This is a genomic window from Streptococcus panodentis, assembly GCF_017884005.1.
GTDB classification, from domain to species: domain Bacteria; phylum Bacillota; class Bacilli; order Lactobacillales; family Streptococcaceae; genus Streptococcus; species Streptococcus panodentis.
This window is the reverse complement of record NZ_QFAY01000002.1, coordinates 133,530-155,486: the sequence shown is the minus strand read 5'-3', so window position 1 is coordinate 155,486 and position 21,957 is coordinate 133,530. Positions and strand designations below refer to the sequence as shown.

Here is a 21,957-nt window from a genome sequence, read left to right as displayed (position 1 = left end):
AGACTGAAGCACTTTTGTTCCGGCCTCCTTGCAGATAAAGCATCCGTTAGGATGCAGCAGCAGGTTCGTCTGTTAGACTCCAAAAAGCCCCTATACTGAGGAAAACTCGGTGTTCCTTATCTGCACCTTCAAACAGTCCCCCAGACTTAAGATAACGAAAGCCGGAAACTGCCTGCCCTTTATCTCCAGCCTCTAACAGTCCCGCGGCTGGGAGTAAAAAGGTCCGGGGGACCTTTTTAGCCCCTGCTCAGAAATGCAAAAGCTGGGAAGGTCCGGGGGACCTTTTTAGCCCCTGCCCAGAAATGCAAAAGCTGGGAAGGTCCGGGGGACCTTTTTAGTCCCTGCCTGGAAATAGAAAAGCTGGGAAGGTTCGGGGAAGCTTTTCAGCCCGAGCCTGGAAGCAAAAGAGTGAAGGGAACCAAACTCTTCAAGAATTGGTTCTTATGCACTATCTTCCAAAAAGTACATCCCTCTGTGGGTGAGGACACAGCCATCATGGGAGACTGTCCCACCACCATCTTCGATTTTCAAAAAGTATAAAGTTTAAAAGCTGTCTTCTTAGCATTCCCTGACAGTTGGGCTTCCGGAGGAAACACACTGTCCCTTTCTTTTTTTATTTCTTCAAGCTGGCATAGATTTCCTCGACCAGCTGCACCGTATTGTCCCAGCCCAGGCAGGGATCCGTAATGGACTTACCGAAAACCTCCGCTTCATCCTGACGGCCGTCTTCCAGATAAGACTCAATCATAAAGCCGCGGACGGCCTGCCGGATTCGCGGATTCCAGGCCCGGTTAATCAAGGTCTGGCGGACAATCCGCACCTGCTCCAGATACCGTTTGCCAGAATTGTCATGGTTGGTATCAATGATGACAAAGGGATTGGCCAGCTTCATTGCTTCATAAGCATCCAGCAGCTCTAAGATGTTTTCATAGTAAAAATTAGGCTGATTCTTGCCATAGGCATCAACCGCCCCCCGCAGAATGATATGTGCCAAGGGATTGCCCGATGTTTCTGTTTCCAGACCGCGAAACAGGAAATGCTGAGGACTTTGAGCGGCATAAACAGCATTGAGCATGACTGACAGATTGCCGGAAGTCGGATTTTTCATGCCGACCGGTGCATCAATACCCGAAGCCGTGAAACGGTGCTCCTGATTTTCCACAGAACGGGCTCCGACAGCATGGTAGCTGACCAGATCGTCAACCAAAAAGAGATTGGAAGGATAAAGCATTTCATCAGCTGTTGTCAGTCCCGTCTCCGCAATGACCCGGTAATGCAGCTGGCGGACGGCCTGCAGGCCGTTGATAAGGCTGGGCTCCTTTGCCGTATCCGGCTGATGGACCAGCCCCTTGTAGCCGTCACCGTTGGTCCGCGGTTTGGCCGTATAGACCCGTATAACGATGAATAGCCTGTCAGCCACCCTTTCCTGAAGGGCAGACAGACGGCGGGCATATTCCAGCACCGCCTCTTCATGATCAGATGAGCAGGGGCCCATCACCAGCAGCAGGCGGTCATCCTGACCGCGGAAGATAGCCGCCAGCTCCTGATCCCGCTCTTTTTTGCGGGCCAGCGCCCCAGCAGAAAGCTGTGTCTTGGCCTTAATCAGACCAAGATCAATTTCCTGACTTTTTTCGATAAATGCCATTTTAGTTTCCTAATGTTTCATAAATTTCACGGACCAGCTGCTCTGTATTGTCCCAGCCCAGGCAAGGGTCGGTAATGGACTTGCCGAAAATCTCCGGCTCATCCTGCCGGCCGTCTTCCAGATAAGACTCAATCATAAAGCCGCGGACAGTTGACTTAATTTTCTCATTCCAGTCCCGGTTGATCAAGGTCTGACGGACAATACGGACCTGTTCTAAATATTGCTTGCCGGAATTGTCGTGGTTGGTATCAATGATAATGAAGGGATTTTCCAGCCCCATCTCCTCGTACTGCTGGATGGTATCCAGCAAATTGTCATAATAGTAGTTGGGGAGGTTTTTACCGTACTCATTGACTGCTCCGCGCAGAATGGCATGGGCCAAAGGATTGCCGGAAGTTTCTACTTCCTTGCCGGAAAAGAGAAAACTCTGCTTATTCTGGGCAGCATAAATCCCGTTGAACATCACATTGAGGTTGCCGGAAGTCGGATTTTTAAGGCCGGTCGGCAAATCCGCTCCGCTGGCCACAAAACGGTGCTGCTGGTCTTCAACAGAACGGGCACCGACAGCCATATAGGAAATCAAATCGTCTACCAGAGGCAGATTTTCCGGATAGAGCATCTCATCAGCCGTTGTCATGCCAGTTTCAGAAATGACCCGATAGTGCAGGTTGCGGACCGCTTTAATACCGTTAATCAGGCTGGGCGCCGCCGTGGCATTAGGCTGGTGAATCAGGCCCTTGTAGCCGTCGCCATTGGTCCGCGGCTTGGCTGTGTAGACCCGCATGACCATAAAGATGCGGTCTTTTACCTCTTCTTGGAGGGCAGACAGACGCTTGGCGTATTCCAGCACGGCTTCTTCATTATCAGACGAGCAGGGGCCGATGACCAAGAGAATACGGTCATCCTGGCCGCGCAGAATGGCTTCTAACTCGCGGTCGCGCTCTTTCTTATGAGCCAACATCTCTCCTTCCAGCTTAGCCAGCTGGCGGACTTCTGCTACATCAATAGGTTGGCTGCTTGCTTTAAAGGTCATCTGTTCTCCTTTGGTATCTTCGTTATCTGCGGCCGTGGCAGTTTTTGAACTTCTTGCCGGAGCCGCATGGACAAGGGTCATTGCGCTTAACAGAAGACAGGTCCACACCAGCAGGGATGTTCGGTGACTGAGCCGAAATATTGCGCGTAGCGCTGGTGCTGATATTGTGCTCAGCCCGCGGACGCTCCTGCTCGTGAATCTGCGCCTTCATCATGAGACGGGTCACGTCAAATTCAATAGCTCCGATCATATCGTTAAACATGCGGAAGCTTTCAGATTGGTATTCAACAACTGGATTGTTCTGAGCGTAGCCGCGCAGACCAACAGCATTACGCAGCTGATCCAGTGCATCAATATGGTCTGTCCATTTGCTGTCTACAACACGCAGAATCAGCACTTTTTGGAATTCGCGGACTGCTTCTTCATCACGCAGTTTGGCAATCTGACTGTCATAAACCTGAGAGGCCCGCTCAAAGAGATCGTCTTTGATTTCCTGATCAGACTTGCCTTCTAAATCGCTGGCTGAGATAGAGTCTTCGGCCACCAGATTGTACTTAGCAAAATTCAGAATTGCTTCGGTCTTTTCATCCTGCTCTGAATGGCTGCTGCCGTCCACGATGCGATTGATGGTCCGCTTGATCATGGCATGGATTTCAGGGCTGAGATCGCGGTCAGCCGTGATAACATCGTGGCGTTCCGCATAGATAATCTCCCGCTGCTCCCGCATGACATCATCGTACTGCAGGACCTGCTTCCGCGTATCGTAGTTGTTTCCTTCCACGCGCTTCTGCGCACTTTCGACCTGACGGGTCAGCATGCCGGACTTGATAACAGAGTCTTCCTCACTGAGATTCATGCGGTCCAGAATGGCCTTGATCCGCTCTGAGCCAAAGCGGCGCATGAGCTCGTCTTCCAGCGACAGGTAAAACTGGGATTCACCGGGATCGCCCTGACGGCCTGAACGTCCGCGGAGCTGATTGTCAATCCGGCGGCTTTCATGGCGCTCTGTACCGATAACACAGAGACCGCCCAGCTCACGGACACCTTCGCCCAGCTTGATGTCGGTTCCCCGTCCGGCCATATTGGTCGCGATGGTCACGGCTCCGCGCTGGCCGGCATTCATGATAATCTGCGCTTCCTTGTAGTGGTTTTTGGCATTGAGGACCTCATGGGGCACACCGGCTTCGACCAATTTTTTGGAAATAAAATCACTGGTTTCAACCGCAACTGTACCGACCAGCACGGGCTGGCCTTTTTCATGACGCTCTTTAACATCCTGAACGACGGCCTTAAACTTAGAATCAATACTTGGATAGAGCAGGTCTGAGTGGTCTACCCGGGCAATGGGACGGTTGGTCGGAATCGGAATGACCCGGATATTGTAAATCTCACGGAATTCCTCTTCCTCTGTCTTACCGGTACCGGTCATGCCGGCCAGTTTCTTGTACATACGGAAGAGATTCTGATAGGTGATGGAAGCAGACGTCTTGGTTTCATCCTGAATCGGCACACCTTCTTTGGCTTCAATGGCTTGGTGCAGGCCGTCTGAATAGCGGCGGCCTTCCATGGTCCGGCCGGTAAATTGATCGACAATCAGGATTTCCTGCTCCTGACTGACCACATAGTCAATGTCCAGCAGCATGATATAGTTGGCCCGCAAAGCATTGTCAATAAAGTGCGTCAGGGCAACGTTTTCGATATCATAGAGATTGTCCAGCTTGAAGTAGCTCTCTGCCTTGTCAATCCCAGAGTCAGACAGACCGATTGTCTTGGACTGCACATCGATGATATAGTCATCCTTGTCAAGGGATTTGACATAGTGGTCAGCCATATGATAGAGCTGGTTGGTGTCAGAAGAAGTCGGACCTGAGACAATCAGCGGCGTCCGGGCTTCGTCGATCAGAATGGAGTCTACCTCATCGACCAAGGCATAGTTGAGCGGGCGCTGAACCATATTTTCAGCGCGGACCACCATGTTGTCCCGCAGATAGTCAAAGCCGATTTCGGCATTGGTCGAGTAGGTGATGTCACAGGCATAGGCTTCTTTTTTCTCAGCCGGTGATTTTGCTGCCAGATTGATTCCGACAGACAGACCCAGCCAAGAGTAAAGCTCTCCCATTTCTGTTGCGTCACGCTCCGTCAGGTACTCATTGACCGTGACAACATGCACACCCTTTCCGGCTAAGGCATTGAGATAGACCGGCATGGTCGCAGTCAGGGTCTTGCCTTCTCCGGTACGCATCTCTGGAACGTCACCGTGGTGAAGGACAATCCCACCCATGACCTGAACCTTGTAAGGGAAGAGGCCCAGTACGCGCTTTGCTCCCTCGCGGACAACCGCAAAGGCCTCAAAGAGAAGCTGATCCAGGGTTTCGCCGTCTGCATAGCGTTTCTTAAACTCCTCTGTCTTTGCCTGCAGATCTTCATCGGATAGGGCTGCCATTGTGTCTTCGTAGGACAGCACCTTGTCCGCCATCTTTTCTAACTTTCTTAATTCACCTTTATCATTTTCAATGATTGTCTTTAAAATATTTGCCATTGTTTTCCTTACTATAATAATCCTTTTGATTTTTAGAATGTTCTTTTCATTATAGCATGTTTCCCGCTATCTTTCAAGAAAGAAAAGACCTGAAAAGCACAGTCCTTCTTGTCTGGACTGTGCTCTGTCAAGGGTCTTCTCTTTTCGTTTCAAACCCAGCTGTTTTAGCTTCTGCTCTGAAAAAAGCTGGCCGGGGTCATTCTTTCAAGTGATAGGAATAGCTGGAAATCACGACATTCTCCCGCCATTTGAGATAGTATTTCATTTTCAGGCTCATCTGATTGTGGAGGATATTCTGCCACTGATGATTGGGGATAAACTGCGGCACCAAGACCGTGACTGTATAGCCTTTCTTTTCAGCTTCGCGGGCAATACGGTCCACATAGCGCAGGGTTGGCCGGATAATATTGCGGTAGCTGGTTTCGATATTGGTAAACTGAATATCTGGAAAATACTCCTGAAATTCCCGAGCAACTTCTCGGTCCTTCTCCTGTGTCTCCTTGGTCGAAACATGCATGACAATGATGTCATTTCCGATGCTGCGGGCATAGTTCATCGCTCCGACACTGACACGGGTGACATTGCCGACCAGCACCAGCACGGTATTGCCTGCAAAGTCTATCCGCTCGATATCCTCGTCCAGCCGCAGCTGCAGAGCCACCTTGTTGTAATGATTCTTAATGGATAAAAAGAGCCACATCAGCGCTGCAATAATAGGGAAGAACGGCCAGATGGCCCCCAGACGGAAGAGCAGCAGAATACCGACAATCGTATAGCAGATGGCTGCTCCGAGAATATTGGCCAGAGAATGCTTGAGAAACTGCTTGCCATACTGCTTTTTCCAATGAATGACCATCCCCGTCTGAGAGAGGGCAAAGGGAACAAACACCCCAATCGTATAAAGGGGAATCAGACTTTCTGTGCTGCCTTCAAAGATCAGCAGCAGAACAATCGCTCCAAAAGCCAAGGTCAAAATCCCATTGGAGTAGCCCAGTCGGTCGCCTTTTTCCATATACATATGCGGCATGTACTTGTTTTTGGCCATATTATAAGACAGCATAGGGAAGGCAGAAAAGCCAGTATTGGCCGCAACTGCCAGAATAAGGGCAGTAGACAGCTGAAAAATGTAAAAAAGCAGACGGCCAATCGGTGACGAGCCCAGAATAGCCTGAGCCATCTGAGCCAGAGTCGTCATTCCCTTAACAGGGACAATCCCTGTCCAGTAGTTCAAAAAGGTAATTCCGGCAAACAGAAAGCCCAGAATAGCAGCCATAATGGCCAGCGTTTTAGCCGCATTTGCCGCCTTGGGCGCCTTAAAGAAAGGCACAGCATTGGAAATAGCCTCAACCCCTGTCAGAGATGCCGAACCGCTGGTAAAGGCCCGAAGGAGCAGCACCACCGTCACACCGGGGATTGTTTGACCGATATGGGAAGTGGCATGATAAGGGAGATGGCCGGTCAAAAGCTGAAAGAGGCCAAAACCGATCAGAAAAATTGTGCTGGCAATGAAGAGATAGACCGGAATCATCAGCGAAGTCGCAGACTCCCGCAGACCGCGCAGATTCATGAGCATCAGCCCCAAAACCAGAAAGACGGCAATGTGCAGATTGTAGGGGTGCAGGGCCGGAATCGCTGAGGTAATGGCATCGGCTCCTGAAGCGACCGATACGGCTACTGTCAGCATATAGTCAACCAAAAGGCTGCCGCCGGAAACCAGACCCAGATTGGGAGAGAGATTCTCCGTCGTCACCATATAAGCCCCGCCGCCCTGCGGATAAGCATGAATCACCTGCCGGTAGGAAATCGTCAGACTGGTCAGGAGAACCAGCACCACCAATCCAATAGGCAGGGACCACCAAATCGCTCCGGCTGAGACAGAGACCAGAACCAGCACCACCTGCTCAGGTCCATAGGCGATAGAGGACAGGGCGTCACTGGAAAGCATAGCCAAAGCCTGCAGCTTGCTCAGAAGATGGCCCTCATCGCCTTCATCACCAGACTTCAAGGGCTGGCCGATAAAGATTTTTTTCAATTTTGAAAACATATTTTTCTCCTAGAAAATCAATATGGGCCATTATACTCCTTTTCTGAACAGATGACAAGGATTTCTTCAAAAAAATGTCTGATGGAGCGCTTATGCTAAACTGATCGTAACTGATGCCGTTTCAATAGATTTGTTCGGAAACTGTATGCTGAGTCCCTTCGCCTTAAGCGGTCGGCCCGCAAGCAAACGACTCGGTCCTTTCCATACCAAAAGAGACTGAGACAGACTCCCATGATGGCTGTGTCCTCACCCGCAGAGGGATGGATCTTTGGGAAGATACCGTATAAGACTCCCATGATGGCTGCACTCTCACCCGCAGAGAGATTAATCTTTGGGAAGATACCGTATAAAAAGCGCTTCAGTCTCGCTTGGTTCTGCTAACAAACTTTTAATGCGGGAGCTGATGTAGTTTGAAGAGGTGTTCAAAGAGCATGGGATTCTGCCGTCTGCTATCATCATCCATTTCTTCGTCACCTGTTCATCATTAGACTTTTCCAGCAGTCTCTGAACATCACTTCTCTTTTTTCTTCTTTTTCAGAAGGAAACCGGCCCCGGAGAGGAGGACGGCTCCTCCCAAGCCCGCCAGGCCAAGCTGTGCCTTCTCACCTGTATTGGGCAGACTGCTGGCGATGCCGGAACTCTTGCGGCTGGTCCCTGTTTGACCTGAGGCAGCGGCTGCCTGAGCGGACTGCCTGCTGGCAGATTGGCGGGTATTGCTGCTGCCAACATCCAGCCTTTGAATTCTGGCAGGATCAGAACTGCCTTTTGCTGCAGAGCGGCGGTCCGCCCCGACTGAGTCCGTCTGGCTGCTGGCAGAAGCCTGCCCCTCAGCAGCTTCTGCTTCTATGCTTGGCAGAGCAGCACTGGCCGACAGAACTGCGCTTTGTGCTGCGGCATCCTGCTGAGGCAAATCTGCTGAATCCGCCAAGCCGGCAGCTGAGTGTTCCCCATCAGCCGCTGCTGTGTCATCCGGGTCAGTCACTGCAGCGCTTGCTGCCGCTGGCTGGACTTCTGTCGAAAGAGTTGACCCTGCTGGGCTGCTGGTACTGCCGCTGCCGGTCGGGTCAAAGCCGGTCATTCCGGCCGGAGGGGTCGGAGGGGTACCGCTGCCATCCCAATCCGGCGGTGTCGGCTGGCTGCCATCCGCATTGGTCAGCCCCGGAAAGCCCCCAAAACCACTCATATCGCCCATCGGTCCGCCCATGCCAAAACCGTTAGTTGTCCCTTCATCTGTAGCGGTTGCTGTAGCTGTGCTGCCGCTGGAAGTTGTAATGGTATAGCTTTCTCCTTCAGCCAAGGCTTCTGTACTGAAGACAACATTGCCGAAGGAAGCAGCTGCGACAGTTGTGGCAATCACATTGCTGCTGCTGTCCGTCACCGTAATCGTATCGCCGGCATTGCCGCTGACATTGGCTATAATATAGGATTGGCTAGACCCAGTAGTGAACGCCTGCGCCATCCCCTGATTTCCAATGGCCCAAACCGTTCCGCCGGAAATGATGCCGGTACCGTCATAGTCAATGGCCGCATTATCAGCACTGGTCTGGGTCACATAAAGGCTGCCGCTTTTAACGGTCACATTGCCGTTACTGTCAATCCCGTCACCGCCGGCAACGATTATGACATTGGCTCCGTCAATGTTAATCGCAATATCATTGTCCGCAGTCGCATTGGTCAGCTGACTGGTATCAGCGCTGGTCTTGGTCGTCCAATCAGTCGCATTAAGGCCGTCATCTCCAGCATTGACCGTGATGTCGCCGCCAGTCAGATTGATATAGCGGCCTTCAATCCCCTCGTCGCCGGCTGTAATATGAACCGTTGAGCTGCCGCTGACAGCGACCTCATCTGCAGCCGTAATTCCCTTGTCCGAGGCTGTAATACTGACTGCCGAGTCCTTAATTGTCACGTCACCGCTGTTGACATCTGTCTCATCCTCAGCCTGAATGCCATCGTCGCCAGCAGCAATGGTGACCGTCGCCTTATCAACCGTCACACTCTTGCCGGCATTGATACCGTCTTTAGCCTCTGAAGTCAGATCAAGAGTGACATTGCTGATCGTCACACTGTCGGCAGAAACTGCATGCTTTTCACTGCTGCTCAGGGTCAGACTGCTGCCAGTCGAGCTGGTGATTGTCAGGGCTCCGGCCGCCTCAACTGCAGTATCAGCAGTCGAGCTGACCGAGCTGTCAGACAGCACATTGATGGTCAAATCTGCGCTGGAAGCTGAGCTAATGGCCGAGTCCGTCAAGGTCAGGGCGTCCAGATTGAGCGTGACAGGTTCCGTCACGCTGGCATCCACTGTAATCGTATAGCTGCTGCCGTTGCCGGTCAGGGTATAGGTGCCGGCAGAGGTAATCGTAATGGTGCTGCCGTCAATCACCACTCCGCTGGCTGTGCTAGTCACGGTCGAACCGTCAAAGCTAATCGTTCCTTCACTGCTACTGCTGCTGGCAGTGCTGTCCGCTGCCGTGCTGGAAGCTGCAGCCGTTGACGAAGCATCGCTGGCAGTTCCGGTTTCCTCGCTGCCGCTATTGGCAGACTCTGTGTCAGCCGAGCTTACTTGGGAGCTGTCGGCCGCAGCTGCAGCTTCTGCAGAAGTCCCAAGCGCTGCCGCCGTTTCTGTACTTGCAGTCTCTGACTCTTGGAGTGCAGCTGCAGCTGTCTCTGCACCGTCTGCCGATGTGCTGTCAGTCGCACTGCTGTCGGCCGCCGCAGCCACTGCTGTATCGCTGCCGGTCTCATCTGCCGACACAGTGCTGCCGCCTGCTAAAACTGCGGCGCCCATAGCAATGGTTGCAAGCAGCACCGAACCTGCGGTTTTCCATTTTGATGATTTTTTAAGTCCATAGCGTTTCTGATCTTGATTTTTAGAGAAAAATAGTTTTTTCATATCTGTCTATTCCTTTCATGAATATACTGATATTAAAACTCACTTTTCCTTTACAAAACTTAAAAATAGCTTGCAGAAAACTTAAATAACATACTGCAGCCTTCCCTGCCTCGTTTTTGGATTTCTAGACTGTATCGTCATTTCGTTTATCTTTATATAGTCTTTTAGCAGTGAATCTGTCCGGGGGACAGTTTCAGCCTATCGCTTAAAATACAGGATGATAGGGCAACGAGCCCCTCAAAAGCTCGCAGCCTATCACTTTCTTATTTCAAGATGATAGGCTGATACTTTCCCTGCTTTTCATTTTCTGGGCAGGGGCTAAAAAAGGAAACAGCATCCACAGCCATCTGCCGGGCAAGCGTTTTTTGCCAAAATGCAGTAAGGAGGCTGGGACACTCTTGTCCCAGCCTCCTGTCAATTCTTTTCCAGCTGCTAAGGGTGGCTGGCAATGATTTCCAACCCCTGCCCCTGCAGCTTCCATGCCGCTGCATCGCTGGGCAGAATAAAGTGGTCCCCCTTGGCCAGCGGATAGCTTTCCCCGTCCAGCTCAAGAGCGCCCTGACCTGCCAGAATGCTGACCAGCAGGTAATCTGCTGTCTTCTCAAAAACGGCCTGACCTGTCAGTTCCCATTTATAAACGGCAAAGAAATCATTGGCAACCAGCAAAGTGGAGCGCAAGTCATCCACTTGCAGACTCACTGGCCGGCTGTTAGCTGGCTTTCCAATATTCAGGACATCAATTGATTTGTCCAAATGCAGTTCCCGCAGGCTGCCTTCTTCATCCTTCCGGTCGAAATCATAGACCCGATAGGTGGTATCGCTGGACTGCTGGGTTTCCAGTATTAAAATTCCTGAGCCAATCGCATGCATGGTGCCGCTGGGTACATAGAAAAAGTCTCCAGCTTTGACCTTCACTTTTGTCAGCAGCTGGTCCCAGTTTTGGGCTTCAATTTGCCGGCGCAGTTCTTCTTTTGACGAGGCATTGTGCCCATAGATAATCTCTGCTCCCGGCTCAGCCGCAATCACATACCAGCACTCTGTCTTGCCTAGCTCGCCTTCATGCTTGAGACCGTATGCATCATCCGGATGAACCTGCACACTGAGCCAGTCGTTGGCATCAAGAATTTTTGTCAAGAGCGGAAAGACTGGTAAGCTGCTGTTCCCAAACAGTTCACGATGGTCGGCATAGAGCCTATCCAGACCCAGACCGGCGAAACGTCCGTTCTTAATAGTGGAGACACCGTTTGGATGCGCTGAGATGGCCCAGTATTCCCCAACTTTGTCGCTGGGAATCTCATAGCCAAATTCATCGCGCAGCCTGGTCCCGCCCCAGATTTTTTCCTGCATAACGGATTGTAAAAAGAGTGGTTCTGCCATTGTTCACCTCCAAATATTCCTGCCTTTATTATACCAAAAAAGGAGCTTAATGACGGCTCCTTTCTATACTAAAATTTACAGTAAATTTAGGATTTTTTCTTCTGGTAAATCCAGATATTGTTCTAAGAAGATTTAGAAGCGTAAGACTGAGAATGTCAAGAAACTGCGGCCGTCCTTTAATAAAAGCGGTGGGACAGAACTCCCATGATAGCTGCGCCCTCATCCCCAGAGGAATCAATTTTTTTGGAAGATACCGTATAAAAAATCGGTCAGACGGCGCCTTCGATTTAAAAAAAAAAAAAAACGGCAATTTATTATAGTATAGTTGCTATGAAACACAAAGGAAAGCAAGCAGCCAGCAGTTCCTTGTCAGATCATCCTGACCGATTCGTTCTATCTCGCAAAATAATCAGATTTCCGCTATAATAAAAGCAATGAATATCAAAGAAGAAATTATCCGTTTAGCAAAAGAAATCGGAATCTCCAAGATTGGCTTCACAACAGCAGACGATTTTGATTATTTGGAAAAATCGCTGCGCCTAGCTGTGGAAGAGGGGCGAAATTCTGGTTTTGAGCATAAAAACATCGAAGAGCGGATCAAGCCCAAGCTGAGTCTGGCTTCAGCCAAGACCATCATCTCTATCGCAGTGGCCTATCCCCACAAGCTCAAGCAGCAGCCCCAGAAAACAGCCTACAAACGGGGAAAATTCACCCCTAACAGCTGGGGGCTGGACTACCACTATGTCCTGCAGGACAAGCTGGACCGGCTGGCACAGGGGATTGAGGAGCTGACAGCCGACTTTGAATACAAGGGTATGGTGGACACGGGCGCCCTGGTCGATACAGCAGTCGCCCAGCGGGCCGGGATTGGCTTTATCGGCAAGAATGGTCTGGTCATCTCCAAGGAATTTGGCTCCTATATGTTTTTGGGGGAGCTGATTACCAATCTGGATATCGAGCCGGATCAGCCGGTGGACTATGGCTGCGGCGACTGCAACCGCTGTGTCGCTGCCTGTCCAACCTCCTGCTTAATCGGCGACGGAACCATGAATGCCCGGCGCTGCCTATCCTTTCAGACTCAAGATAAGGGCATGATGGATTTGGAATTTCGCAAGAAAATCAAAACCGTCATCTATGGCTGCGACATCTGCCAAATCTGCTGCCCTTACAACAAGGGTCTGGACAATCCGCTGGCAACCGAGATTGATCCCGAGCTGGCCCAGCCCGAGCTGATTCCTTTTCTGGAGCTTTCTAACGGCCAGTTCAAGGAAAAATTCGGTCATGTGGCCGGCAGCTGGCGCGGCAAAAACATCCTGCAGCGCAATGCCATTATCGCTTTGGCCAATGCCCACGACCGCTCTGCTATTCCCAAAATCCTGCAAATCATCGACCAATCGCCCAATCAAATCCATGTGGCAACTGCCATCTGGGCCTTGGGAGAACTGGTCCGCGAACCCAATCCAGACATGATAGAGCTGGTCCTGAGCGTGAAAAACCCAACTCCGCAAATCCAAGAAGAGCAGAGCCGCTTTTTAGAAAAGTTTGGACTGCAGGAACAAATACTGATAGAAAACTAAACCGCTGAGTTGCAAGACCTCAGCGGTTTCTTTATTTTTCTTCTTGTTCACGGATTTGTTTGATGATGGAGCCCATCTTGACGGCTTCATCGCTGAAATAGCGATAGAGCCGGCCGTCTCCGTCTCCCATATAGCTGATAGGAGAAAAGCGGTCGCTTCTGAAAGCATCGTGCTCATCAATCAAAGTCTCATCTACCACGCGCCGCGTAACGCGGGCGATGACATTGGTCAGGGCACCGCATTCGACCATGTCCAGCACCTGACACTCGATAGATACGGGGCATTGGTCCACCAGCGGAGCATCCACGGTCTCGCCGACGGTGTAGCTGAGGCCAGTCAGGGCAAACTTGTCCTTGCGGCTGTTGAAGCCGGCGATTTCAGACTCCTTGGTCAAGTCCTTCTCTGGGACATTAACAGTAAACTGCCGATGCTTGCTGATTTCTGTGATAGCATTTCCCTTGGTGCGCATAGCCATGACCAGCATGCTGCCGAGGGAATAGACCGAGCTGGAGGTCGAAATGTTGTAGCCGTGCACATCGTCCTTGTAGCCTAAAAAGAAGACTGGAAAGCCAAAGTAGAGTTTACGCGTTTCAAAAGTACGTTTCATATATACTCCTTTATTTTATAGTTTTTTAGTTTGCTTTTAGCAGTGAGAGTGGGACAGACTCCCATGATGGCTGCGCTCTCACCCGCAGAGGGAACTATCATTTGGAAGATACTGTATAAAAGTCCTTCAGTCTCCTTATCCACAACCTTTCTATCTCACTATCTTGTTTCTAGGTTCGGGCTGTTTTGACACAAACTACGTTTGTTTTATCTCCAATCTCCAACAGTCCTTCTGGACTGTTGGAGCAAGGCGAGCTGACAAAGTAATAAAAGATCAACTAAATGACGGTAATTTAAAAAAATAGAATAGCTAGTCAGGATACTCGTCAGCCGAAATTTCCCTTATCGCCTATCAACATTTTTGTCGCGGGGTGGTGGGCCTGGAGAGGTCGTTCAAAATCCCTAATCTCATCAACGATTTCTCCGTTTGCCATGACCAAAATGCGATGGCAGATAGCATAGCTCAGCTTGAAATCATGAGAGATGAAAAGATAAGTCAGCTGGTATTTCTCCCGCAAACCATATAGGAGGCTTAAGAGCTTGCCTTGAACAATGGGATCCAGGCCGCTCAGAGCTTCATCAAAAATAAGAATAGCCGGCTTTAAGAGCAGCGCTCGAGCGATACAGACTCGCTGCAGCTGGCCGCCGCTAAGCTGGCGTGCCGGCCGATTCAGGTAACTTTTATCTAAGCCGACATCTTCCAGAATAGCTTCTATCTCTTCACTCGCGATATTTTTGGGCAGGGCTTCTGTCAAAACCTGCTCCACTGTGAAGCGGGGATTGACCGAATGAAGCGCGTCCTGAAAAACCAGCAGGATTCTCACCCCAGACTTTTTGACTGAGTAGGGCTGGCCATCCAGTAAGACCTGACCTTGACTAGGCTTTTCCAGACCGAGCAGCAATTTAGCCAGTGTGCTCTTACCACTGCCGCTCTCGCCCATCAAGCCGATTATGTCCCCTTTCTGGACGGCAAAGTTACAGTCTTTAATAACCGCTTTTCCATCGAATTTTTTAAAAACATGTCTACATTCCAGCATCGTGTTTCACCAACCGTTCGTATGGATTTCCTAAGAGAAGATCTTGGGTCTGATCATCAGCTCATGCGATTGTACTTGCTGTTCAGAGCGTCTCCGAACTTGGTAAAGAGGAGAATGGTCAAAATCAGTAAGATGCAAGGGAAGACCACAATCCAAGGGGCTTCCTGAATGTAAATCCGGCCGTCATTGATCATGGCCCCCCACTCCGGCGACGGCGCCTGAGCTCCCAGTCCGACAAAGCTGAGGCCAGCGATTTCCATGATAATGGTGCTGATGTCAAAGCTCATGGTCGTCAGAATCTGAGGAAAAAGACTGGGGAAATAATAGTTTTTCAGGCTTGTCCAAAAATGATTGCCATACATTTTTGAGGACTGGATATAGGGTTCATTTTTCAGCTGCAGGGTCATAGAGCGCATCAGATAAGCATACTTGGTCCAGGCTGTCAGGCAGATAGCGATAAGGGTCTGCTGGAGACCGATGCCCAATATACCGACGATGGCAATAACCAGAATGATAGATGGAAAAGACTGGAAAACCGTGATAAGCAGCAAGATAAACTGGTCGAATTTCCCGCCGATGAAGGCACTGGTCACTCCGACAAAAGACCCCACCGCCGCAATCAGCACCAAAATCATAAGGGCTGGCAAGACCGTCTCTGCACCCCCGCTGACTGCACGCGCAAAGACAGACCGTCCCAGCGCGTCTGTTCCGAACCACTCACTGCTGCTCGGTCCTTGCAAGGCTTGACCCAGATTGACCTTGGTCAGACTGTCCCCCAAGAGATGGGGAGCCAAGGACGATAGGGCCAAGGCCAGAACGATGAAAGCGCCCAAGAGCAAGAGTTTTCGATTGATTTTCTTATCCATACGTGCCCTCCTTGCTTGCTTTTAGTTTTTTCATGCGCGGCAGCAGTTTGGGATTTTCCTGAGCCAGACGGACTCGAGGATTGAGCCAAACCATGAGCAGCTGAAAGACTAGATTGACCGTCAGGACTCCCGCTGTGATAAAGAGAACCGCCCCCTGAATGAGGGGATAATCCCGTTTGGCAACTACTCCGATCAGCATCTTACCGATGCCCGGCCAGGAAAAAAGGTGCTCGATAATAGCCACCCCGCCTAGGAGCGACCCCAGAGAGAGACTGACTAGAGTCAGAAGAAAGGGCAGGACATTATAAACCACATCATGCAGCAGGATATGGCCCTCTCGAATCCCCCGGCCCCGCGCACCTTCGACTTCTGGCGAATGCAGCACTTCTATCAAAGCCGTTCTCAGCTGCGGAATATAACGAGTGGACATGATTATAGCCAGTGTCAGGACTGGCAGGACCAGGCCCAGCTCATTGGCCGTCGCCTGAATGGGAAACCAGTGCAGCTGAACGGAAAAGATCAGAATGAGGATAATCCCCATCACAAAGCTGGGAATAGCATTCAGGAAAGCCAAAGCAGCCATCAGAAAACGGTCGACCGGCCGACCGGAATGATAGGCTGTATAGAGAGCCGTCGGCAGGGAAATTCCCAGAGTCGCCAGCAAGGTATAAAAAGCCAGATAGACTGTATTGGGAAAATAGAAAACCAGCTGTTCCCAGACCGAAGCCCCGGAATTATAGGTCACTCCAAAGTCACCATGGACAATCCTGCTCAGCCAGGCCAAATACTGCTCCATAAAACTGCCATTCAGGCCCATTTCCATCCGCTTGATCTCCAGCAATTCCTTGGTATAAGGAATGCCCTGAGCATTGAGAATGCTCTCAGCCGGATCTCCCGGTGCCAGATAAACCAGCAAAAAGGAGAGAAAACTGACGCAGAGCAGGATGAGGATGAATTGCAGAATAGTTTTAATAAAGAATTTAATCATACGCCTCCCTTTCAGATGTCTGGTAGCTTTCAGGCTTCTTGCTGGCTACAGCCAGCAGCACTTCGCCCTGGCGGACGACCAAGGTCGCTTTCTGGTAGAGGACCAGGCCGTCTTGCTTGGCTGTCACCTTTTCTAAAATATTGCCGTAAATATCACAGATTTCGCCAATGACCTGACCAGCCTGGACTGTTTGATTGGGCCGGACAAAGCACATCCAGCAGCCCGACCTCTGGCAGGTCAGATAATAGCTGGTATCAAAGAGCAACGGAGTCTGCTTATAATAAGGCAGGACACCTTCAAAAAGATAGCGGGCGACTTGCTTAACCGACTCTTTCATAGCCAGAACATCCTCTGGCAGGCAGGTGCCGTTTTCTCCCTGCTCCAGCAGGATACTGGGCAGGCCATAGTCCACTGAGGCGGCATGATAAAGATTGCCACGATCCTGAGACTGATAGATAATCGGCGTCCCAGAAGCCTGCAGCATCTGATAGGACTTTTCAACCACTTCCGGATCCGCCAGAAGCGAGTAGTACCCATGCGGTGTCAGCAGTTCTTCCCGATTGCCGCTGTGCAGGTCAATCAGGAAATCACTGACAGGAAAGATCTGACTCTCTATCACAGCCTTGATCTGATAGCTGAGACTGGAAACCGGCTCTTGATTCTGAAAAATCCGGTTCAGATTGAGACCGTCCTCAGGCACAAGCGTCGTCTCCCGGGCCCAGAAGCCGCTGACATTGACCGCATGCAGGAGGAGGACAGAGCCCTGATAGCCAAAGTCCCACTCATGCGCCAAGTCCATCAGCGCCTTGACCCCGACATACTCGCAGCCGTGAACTGCCGCACTGATGGTCAGCAAGGGCTGGGAGGCCTGTCCTTTGAGCAGAGTATACTGGATTGCCAGCTCATCCCTGATAGGCAGACTGCCCTGATAGCTGCTGCAGGGAGGCAGAGAGGCTAGTTGCTGCTTAATGCTCATCTTTCTCCTCCCTGTACTGACTCAGCAGGAGCTTGGTATAGTCACTCTTGGCAGCAGAGACGACCTCTTGCATGCTGCCTTGCTCCTGGACGATTCCGTCCTTAAGGACGATCAAGTCTTCTGCAAAATTGCTGACCAGAGCAATGTCATGTGAAATGAAGAGAAAGGCGGTCTGGGAATGCTCCTTGATATTTGCCAGCAGCTGCATGACCTCGTACTGAACGGTCACATCCAAGGCACTGGTGATTTCATCGCAGATAAGCACATCGGGATGGATCAACAGGGCACGGGCAATGGCCGCCCGCTGGCATTCTCCGCCGCTCAGCTGATGCGGCAGCCGCTGGGCAAGCTCAGATGTCAGACCGACCGAGGTCAGCAAGTCATGGATGGCCTGCTTTCTATCCGACGGCTGCTGATAGAGAGAGAAGTTACGGCAGACCTCTTCTAGGCTCTGCTCAATGCTGCGCTTGGGATGAAAGGTCGACTGGGGCTGCTGGGCGATATACTGGACGCGGGCATAGTAGTCTCTGTCCTTGTAGTCAGAGACGGACTTGCCCAGCAAGGTCAGCTGGCCTTGATCTGGCTTTAAAAAGCGGCAGATAAGCTTGGCAATGGTACTCTTTCCAGAGCCGGACTCTCCAACCAGCCCCAGTGCCCGTCCCTTTTCCAAGCTAACATTTATGTCAAAGACGCCGACCTTCCGATCGCCAATCTGACCGTACTCGTAAGTCAGCTGCCGGCCGATTAAGACTTGATTCATCGCTGCCCTCCTTCTCTAAACTCTGCCAGTTTGGGCACAGCCCTCAGCAGTTTCTGGGTATAGGCTTGCTCAGGATGGTGGAGGACTTGATGGGCTGGTCCGCTTTCGACAATCCGTCCTTCCTTCATGACTGCTACTCTCTGAGCCAGATGCTCGGCTACGCTGATATCGTGGGTGACAAATAGAATGGCCATTTTTTCCTCCTGATGAAGCCTGCTTAAGAGACCAAGCAGCTTCCTTTTCGACAGGACATCCAGTGCGCTGGTCGGCTCATCAGCCAGCAGCAGCTTGGGTCTGCTCGCTAGAGCCAGCGCCACGCCAACCAGCTGCATCATACCGCCGCTGAGCTCCATAGGATACTTATTGACGATTTTTTCAGGCAGCAGTCCCACCATCTCCAGACATTCTTCCAAGGGACGGAGATTTACAGCTTGCTGACCCTGGTTTTTCACCAAGTCCTGATAATGCTTTTTAATCTTGCGGCGGTTGTTAAAACTGAGACTGGCATGTTGGCTAATCCAGGCCACTTCTCGGCCAACAAAAGGCAGATAAATGCGATGGTTTTGGGGCTGCAGTTCCTGCCCTTCAAAGACAATACTGCCCTCCGTCACTGTCAGCCCCCTGAGAGGGAGACCCAGCAGCAGCTTGAGCAGGGTGGACTTGCCGCTGCCGCTCTCACCTACAATCGAAAGGGCCTCCCCTTCTGCAAGAGAGAGGGAAACCCGATCAAGAATGACTTTATCTGCTGACTGCACCAGCAGATTTTTCATTTCCAGCATATTTTATTCCTTTGATAGTTTGTTGCTGACGTGATAGTAGTCTGTCGGATGGGATTCCAGACCAGAGACGGACTTGTCCATAACCAGAGCTACCTTGTAGAAGCCGATAATGGTAAAGCCGTAGTCCTTGTCCATGATTTCCTGGATTTCCTTGCTGAGCTGATTGCGCTTAGCCGGATCAGTTTCAGTTGCCAGCTCTTCAATTTTCTTGTCTGCTTCCGGATTGCTGTAGTGACCGATATTGGCTGTACCGTTTGTTTTGACAGCACTGTTAAAGAAGGCATAGGGATCACCGATAGGAGCTGCTACCACAGCGTAAGGTGTGAAGGCATAGTCTTTTTCACTGGCAACGGCGCTGACTTCAACTTTCTTAATGGTCGCTTCGATTCCGACTTCCTTGAGCTGCTGCTGAGTGGCTTCTACAGCCAGCGGCATTTCAGGCAGACGGGTAAAGGACAGCAGCTCAATGCTGACTTTTTGGCCGTCTTTTTCACGGTAGCCATCGCCGTCGGTATCCTTATAGCCCGCTTCGTCCAAGAGTTTCTTAGCCTTGTCAACATTGAACTCATGAACGCTCTTTTGCAGGGCAAAGGCAAAGCCTGTAGGGAACGGTCCAACAGCTGGCACAGCAGCTCCCTTAAAGAGGGATTCTGAATAGGTCTTCTTGTCTACCAAGGTATCTAACGCCTGACGGAATTTGTCATCTGCTACATAAGGATTGTCAAAGTTATAGTAGTAAGCTAGGTAGCGAGAGCCTTCTACCTCAGAAATTTTGTAGTTCTTATCAGAAGCGTAGGTAGCTAGATTTGCATAAGGCAGACCATAGACGGCATCCACTTCCTTGGACTGCAGGGCTGCAGAAATAGCTGTTGGATCAGAGAAATATTTAATCTTCAGATTGCTGACTTTAGGCTTGCCATCCCAGTAGTCATCATAAGCCTTGAGCTCTGCCCCGCTCTCAGGAGTGTACTTGGTCACCATGTAAGGTCCTGTTCCGACAGGAGCTTTTTCAGATGCGCTCTTGCCCGTCGTATCCACAATAGCTGAGTACGGTTCTGCCAGAAGATTGGCCATGATTGGCTGCACAGCCTTGGTCTTGATAGTCACAGTCTGGCCATCTGCAGAAATGCTGTCAATCCCCATATCTGATGCTGCCCGCTCACTTGTCTTCACCAAGCGATCCAGAGAGGCTTTGACCTTTTCACCGGTCATCTTTTCGCCATTTTGGAAGGTTACCTTATCCTTGAGCGTGATTTTCCACTCTAGGTCTGAGACAGCTTCGATTTTCTCAGCCAGCCAAGGTTTTACTTCGAGTTTGTCGTCCATCTTAAAGAGGGTTTCTCCCACTCCGTAACGAACCGTGAACCAGCCGTTGTATTCCGCTGCCGGATCGACATTTGCTGGAAACTGGGTATAGCCGATGGTCACAGTCTTGCTGTCACTATCTCCCGCAGACTCGCTGGTTTTGCTCGGGTTTACACAGGAGGCTAGGGCTAAGCCTGCCAAGGCTGCAACCATTATTTTTGTAAAATATTTCATAAACGATTCAAATTCCTTTTCTATTTTTGCAAACTGCTTGAAGACGGTCTGTCCTAGTCAAATCTAGATACGCTTTGCTCTCTGTCTAGGGTGGTTCAATGTCCTGCAGATGGGAGAGCAAAGGAGCGAAAAACAAGCGATTGCTCATTCTCTTTCCTCCTTGGGAATTTGCCTGTCTTAGTCTTTTCCTTCCAGATAGCTTCGAGCATCTTCGACAAAGGCCGCTGGCAGGGCCAAGTCAGCCTGCAGCTCATCGCGATAAGCTCGGATGACTGCCGCCTCCCGGCCGGAGACAACTTTTTCCGTCCAGTCTGGGTCTAAGAGCAGGGCCTTTCCGAGGGCAAAGAGCGGAATCCCCGCATCCAAAACACGCTGGGCATCCTGCTTGGTCTCAATCTGACCGACAGCAATCAGGGGCACTCTATCATTGATTTTTCTGATAATTTTCTGAATCACCGGCTCCGAGTCCTGAGAATCTCTGATAGACGGGCGCCAAATATCAGAGGTCGAAATATGCAGGTAATCTACCTGATGATAGATGAGCTGCTCCAACAACTGCAGGGTATCATAAAGCTGGATACCCGGTTCTTCAATCTCCTCCGGAGAAAAGCGGTAGCCGATCAGGAAGGGGCGGTCAGCCTCTTCTTTGACCAGCTGCTTGGCTCTTTTCAGCAAGGTCTTTGGGAAACGCAGGCGGTTATTGAGACTGCCGCCCCATTTGTCCTGACGGATATTTGAATGGGGAGAGACAAACTGCTGGATGAGGTAGGTATTGGCTCCGTGGAGCTCGACTCCGTCAAAGCCAGCCTCCATCGCCCGTCTGATAGCTGACAGAAAGTCCCCTATCACCTGCTCCACCTCAGCGTTTTTGAGCGCCCTCGGCTCTGCCAGATAGTCGCGCGGAGCCTTGACGGCACTTGGCGCTGCTGGCTGACCGTCAATCAAGTCCGGCAGAACCATACGGCCGCCATGATAAAGCTGCACAATAGCCAGAGCCCCTTGGTCTTTGATGGCCTTGGCCAGCCGGCTAAGCCCCTCTATCTTATCGTCTTCCGCTGCACTAAAGCTCTCCGCAAAGGCCTTGCCCAGAGGATGAACATAGGCGCTGCCCGTGATAACCATGCCAACCGACCTCGACCGGCGGGCAAAAAAGTCAATATCAGCCTGAGACACATAGCCACCGGGCTCACTGGCACAAATAGTCATGGGCGCCAAAACAACGCGATTGCGCATGGTCTGGCCATTTTTAAAAGCAAATGGATCCTGAATCTGTGTAGTCATCTGGTCACCTCTTTTCCAAG

The 21,957-nt window shown here is 50.9% G+C and carries 16 protein-coding genes; 1 reads left to right on the top strand and 15 read right to left on the bottom strand.

All coding sequences use genetic code 11. From position 1 onward, the window contains the following. Positions 1 to 613: 613 nt before the first annotated feature. The 6 genes from DHL47_RS01725 to manA all read right to left on the bottom strand — a co-directional run bounded on the left by DHL47_RS01725 (position 614) and on the right by manA (position 11,528). Positions 614 to 1,645: a 3-deoxy-7-phosphoheptulonate synthase gene (locus DHL47_RS01725; protein WP_209550693.1), complete on the bottom strand. Its 1,032-nt coding sequence runs from the start codon at positions 1,643 to 1,645 to the stop codon at positions 614 to 616. Between the two features lies 1 nt (position 1,646). Further along, positions 1,647 to 2,759 carry a 3-deoxy-7-phosphoheptulonate synthase gene (locus tag DHL47_RS01720; protein ID WP_275945954.1) on the bottom strand — a complete coding sequence of 371 codons (1,113 nt, stop codon included), beginning with the start codon at positions 2,757 to 2,759 and terminating at the stop codon, positions 1,647 to 1,649. Next, the gene (gene secA, locus DHL47_RS01715; protein WP_128834335.1) at positions 2,701 to 5,217 is read right to left on the bottom strand and encodes a preprotein translocase subunit SecA; all 2,517 of its coding nucleotides are present in this window, start codon (positions 5,215 to 5,217) and stop codon (positions 2,701 to 2,703) included. The genes DHL47_RS01720 and secA overlap by 59 nt, the downstream gene beginning before the upstream one ends. 196 nt (positions 5,218 to 5,413) lie before the next feature. Continuing rightward, entirely contained in the window at positions 5,414 to 7,261 is a 1,848-nt protein-coding gene (locus tag DHL47_RS01710) for an APC family permease (RefSeq protein WP_209550692.1), read from the bottom strand. A 511-nt stretch (positions 7,262 to 7,772) separates the two neighbouring features. Then, positions 7,773 to 10,151: a carbohydrate-binding domain-containing protein gene (locus DHL47_RS01705; RefSeq protein ID WP_209550691.1), complete on the bottom strand. Its 2,379-nt coding sequence runs from the start codon at positions 10,149 to 10,151 to the stop codon at positions 7,773 to 7,775. A gap of 432 nt (positions 10,152 to 10,583) precedes the next feature. Further along, positions 10,584 to 11,528, bottom strand: a complete 945-nt coding sequence (manA, locus tag DHL47_RS01700) for a mannose-6-phosphate isomerase, class I (RefSeq protein WP_209550690.1) — start codon at positions 11,526 to 11,528, stop codon at positions 10,584 to 10,586. Between the two features lie 434 nt (positions 11,529 to 11,962). Between manA and queG the strand changes: the two genes are divergently transcribed. Next, entirely contained in the window at positions 11,963 to 13,105 is a 1,143-nt protein-coding gene (gene queG, locus DHL47_RS01695) for a tRNA epoxyqueuosine(34) reductase QueG (protein ID WP_209550689.1), read from the top strand. A 31-nt stretch (positions 13,106 to 13,136) separates the two neighbouring features. Here queG and DHL47_RS01690 read toward each other — a convergent pair whose 3' ends face one another. The 9 genes from DHL47_RS01690 to DHL47_RS01650 all read right to left on the bottom strand — a co-directional run bounded on the left by DHL47_RS01690 (position 13,137) and on the right by DHL47_RS01650 (position 21,937). Continuing rightward, complete coding sequence (locus tag DHL47_RS01690) at positions 13,137 to 13,712, bottom strand: flavin reductase family protein (protein WP_209550688.1); 576 nt, start codon at positions 13,710 to 13,712, stop codon at positions 13,137 to 13,139. A 325-nt stretch (positions 13,713 to 14,037) separates the two neighbouring features. Continuing rightward, positions 14,038 to 14,748 carry an ABC transporter ATP-binding protein gene (locus tag DHL47_RS01685; protein WP_209550687.1) on the bottom strand — a complete coding sequence of 237 codons (711 nt, stop codon included), beginning with the start codon at positions 14,746 to 14,748 and terminating at the stop codon, positions 14,038 to 14,040. 56 nt (positions 14,749 to 14,804) lie between these two features. Further along, positions 14,805 to 15,614, bottom strand: a complete 810-nt coding sequence (locus DHL47_RS01680) for an ABC transporter permease (RefSeq protein WP_209550686.1) — start codon at positions 15,612 to 15,614, stop codon at positions 14,805 to 14,807. Continuing rightward, positions 15,607 to 16,602 carry an ABC transporter permease gene (locus tag DHL47_RS01675; RefSeq protein ID WP_209550685.1) on the bottom strand — a complete coding sequence of 332 codons (996 nt, stop codon included), beginning with the start codon at positions 16,600 to 16,602 and terminating at the stop codon, positions 15,607 to 15,609. The genes DHL47_RS01680 and DHL47_RS01675 overlap by 8 nt, the downstream gene beginning before the upstream one ends. Further along, positions 16,595 to 17,578, bottom strand: a complete 984-nt coding sequence (locus DHL47_RS01670) for a M14 family metallopeptidase (RefSeq protein ID WP_128834352.1) — start codon at positions 17,576 to 17,578, stop codon at positions 16,595 to 16,597. Before DHL47_RS01670 ends, DHL47_RS01675 begins: the two co-directional genes overlap by 8 nt. Then, positions 17,568 to 18,338 carry an ABC transporter ATP-binding protein gene (locus DHL47_RS01665; protein ID WP_128834354.1) on the bottom strand — a complete coding sequence of 257 codons (771 nt, stop codon included), beginning with the start codon at positions 18,336 to 18,338 and terminating at the stop codon, positions 17,568 to 17,570. Before DHL47_RS01665 ends, DHL47_RS01670 begins: the two co-directional genes overlap by 11 nt. Next, positions 18,335 to 19,117 (bottom strand): ATP-binding cassette domain-containing protein, encoded by a 783-nt coding sequence (locus tag DHL47_RS01660; RefSeq protein WP_209550684.1) that lies wholly within the window; start codon positions 19,115 to 19,117, stop codon positions 18,335 to 18,337. The genes DHL47_RS01665 and DHL47_RS01660 overlap by 4 nt, the downstream gene beginning before the upstream one ends. 3 nt (positions 19,118 to 19,120) lie before the next feature. Beyond that, on the bottom strand, positions 19,121 to 20,656 hold the full coding sequence (locus DHL47_RS01655) for an ABC transporter substrate-binding protein (RefSeq protein WP_209550683.1): 1,536 nt from the start codon (positions 20,654 to 20,656) through the stop codon (positions 19,121 to 19,123). A 177-nt stretch (positions 20,657 to 20,833) separates the two neighbouring features. Next, entirely contained in the window at positions 20,834 to 21,937 is a 1,104-nt protein-coding gene (locus DHL47_RS01650) for an NADH-dependent flavin oxidoreductase (protein ID WP_128834362.1), read from the bottom strand. Positions 21,938 to 21,957 lie beyond the last annotated feature (20 nt).

Excerpts from the sequence above, each read along its gene's own strand:
- DHL47_RS01725 (WP_209550693.1), bottom strand. The coding sequence starts at position 1,645 with ATGGCATTTATCGAAAAAAGTCAGGAAATTGATCTTGGTCTGATTAAG.
- DHL47_RS01720 (WP_275945954.1), bottom strand. The coding sequence starts at position 2,759 with ATGACCCTTGTCCATGCGGCTCCGGCAAGAAGTTCAAAAACTGCCACG.
- secA (WP_128834335.1), bottom strand. The coding sequence starts at position 5,217 with ATGGCAAATATTTTAAAGACAATCATTGAAAATGATAAAGGTGAATTA.
- DHL47_RS01710 (WP_209550692.1), bottom strand. The coding sequence starts at position 7,261 with ATGTTTTCAAAATTGAAAAAAATCTTTATCGGCCAGCCCTTGAAGTCT.
- DHL47_RS01705 (WP_209550691.1), bottom strand. The coding sequence starts at position 10,151 with ATGAAAAAACTATTTTTCTCTAAAAATCAAGATCAGAAACGCTATGGA.
- manA (WP_209550690.1), bottom strand. The coding sequence starts at position 11,528 with ATGGCAGAACCACTCTTTTTACAATCCGTTATGCAGGAAAAAATCTGG.
- queG (WP_209550689.1), top strand. The coding sequence starts at position 11,963 with ATGAATATCAAAGAAGAAATTATCCGTTTAGCAAAAGAAATCGGAATC.
- DHL47_RS01690 (WP_209550688.1), bottom strand. The coding sequence starts at position 13,712 with ATGAAACGTACTTTTGAAACGCGTAAACTCTACTTTGGCTTTCCAGTC.
- DHL47_RS01685 (WP_209550687.1), bottom strand. The coding sequence starts at position 14,748 with ATGCTGGAATGTAGACATGTTTTTAAAAAATTCGATGGAAAAGCGGTT.
- DHL47_RS01680 (WP_209550686.1), bottom strand. The coding sequence starts at position 15,614 with ATGGATAAGAAAATCAATCGAAAACTCTTGCTCTTGGGCGCTTTCATC.
- DHL47_RS01675 (WP_209550685.1), bottom strand. The coding sequence starts at position 16,602 with ATGATTAAATTCTTTATTAAAACTATTCTGCAATTCATCCTCATCCTG.
- DHL47_RS01670 (WP_128834352.1), bottom strand. The coding sequence starts at position 17,578 with ATGAGCATTAAGCAGCAACTAGCCTCTCTGCCTCCCTGCAGCAGCTAT.
- DHL47_RS01665 (WP_128834354.1), bottom strand. The coding sequence starts at position 18,338 with ATGAATCAAGTCTTAATCGGCCGGCAGCTGACTTACGAGTACGGTCAG.
- DHL47_RS01660 (WP_209550684.1), bottom strand. The coding sequence starts at position 19,117 with ATGCTGGAAATGAAAAATCTGCTGGTGCAGTCAGCAGATAAAGTCATT.
- DHL47_RS01655 (WP_209550683.1), bottom strand. The coding sequence starts at position 20,656 with ATGAAATATTTTACAAAAATAATGGTTGCAGCCTTGGCAGGCTTAGCC.
- DHL47_RS01650 (WP_128834362.1), bottom strand. The coding sequence starts at position 21,937 with ATGACTACACAGATTCAGGATCCATTTGCTTTTAAAAATGGCCAGACC.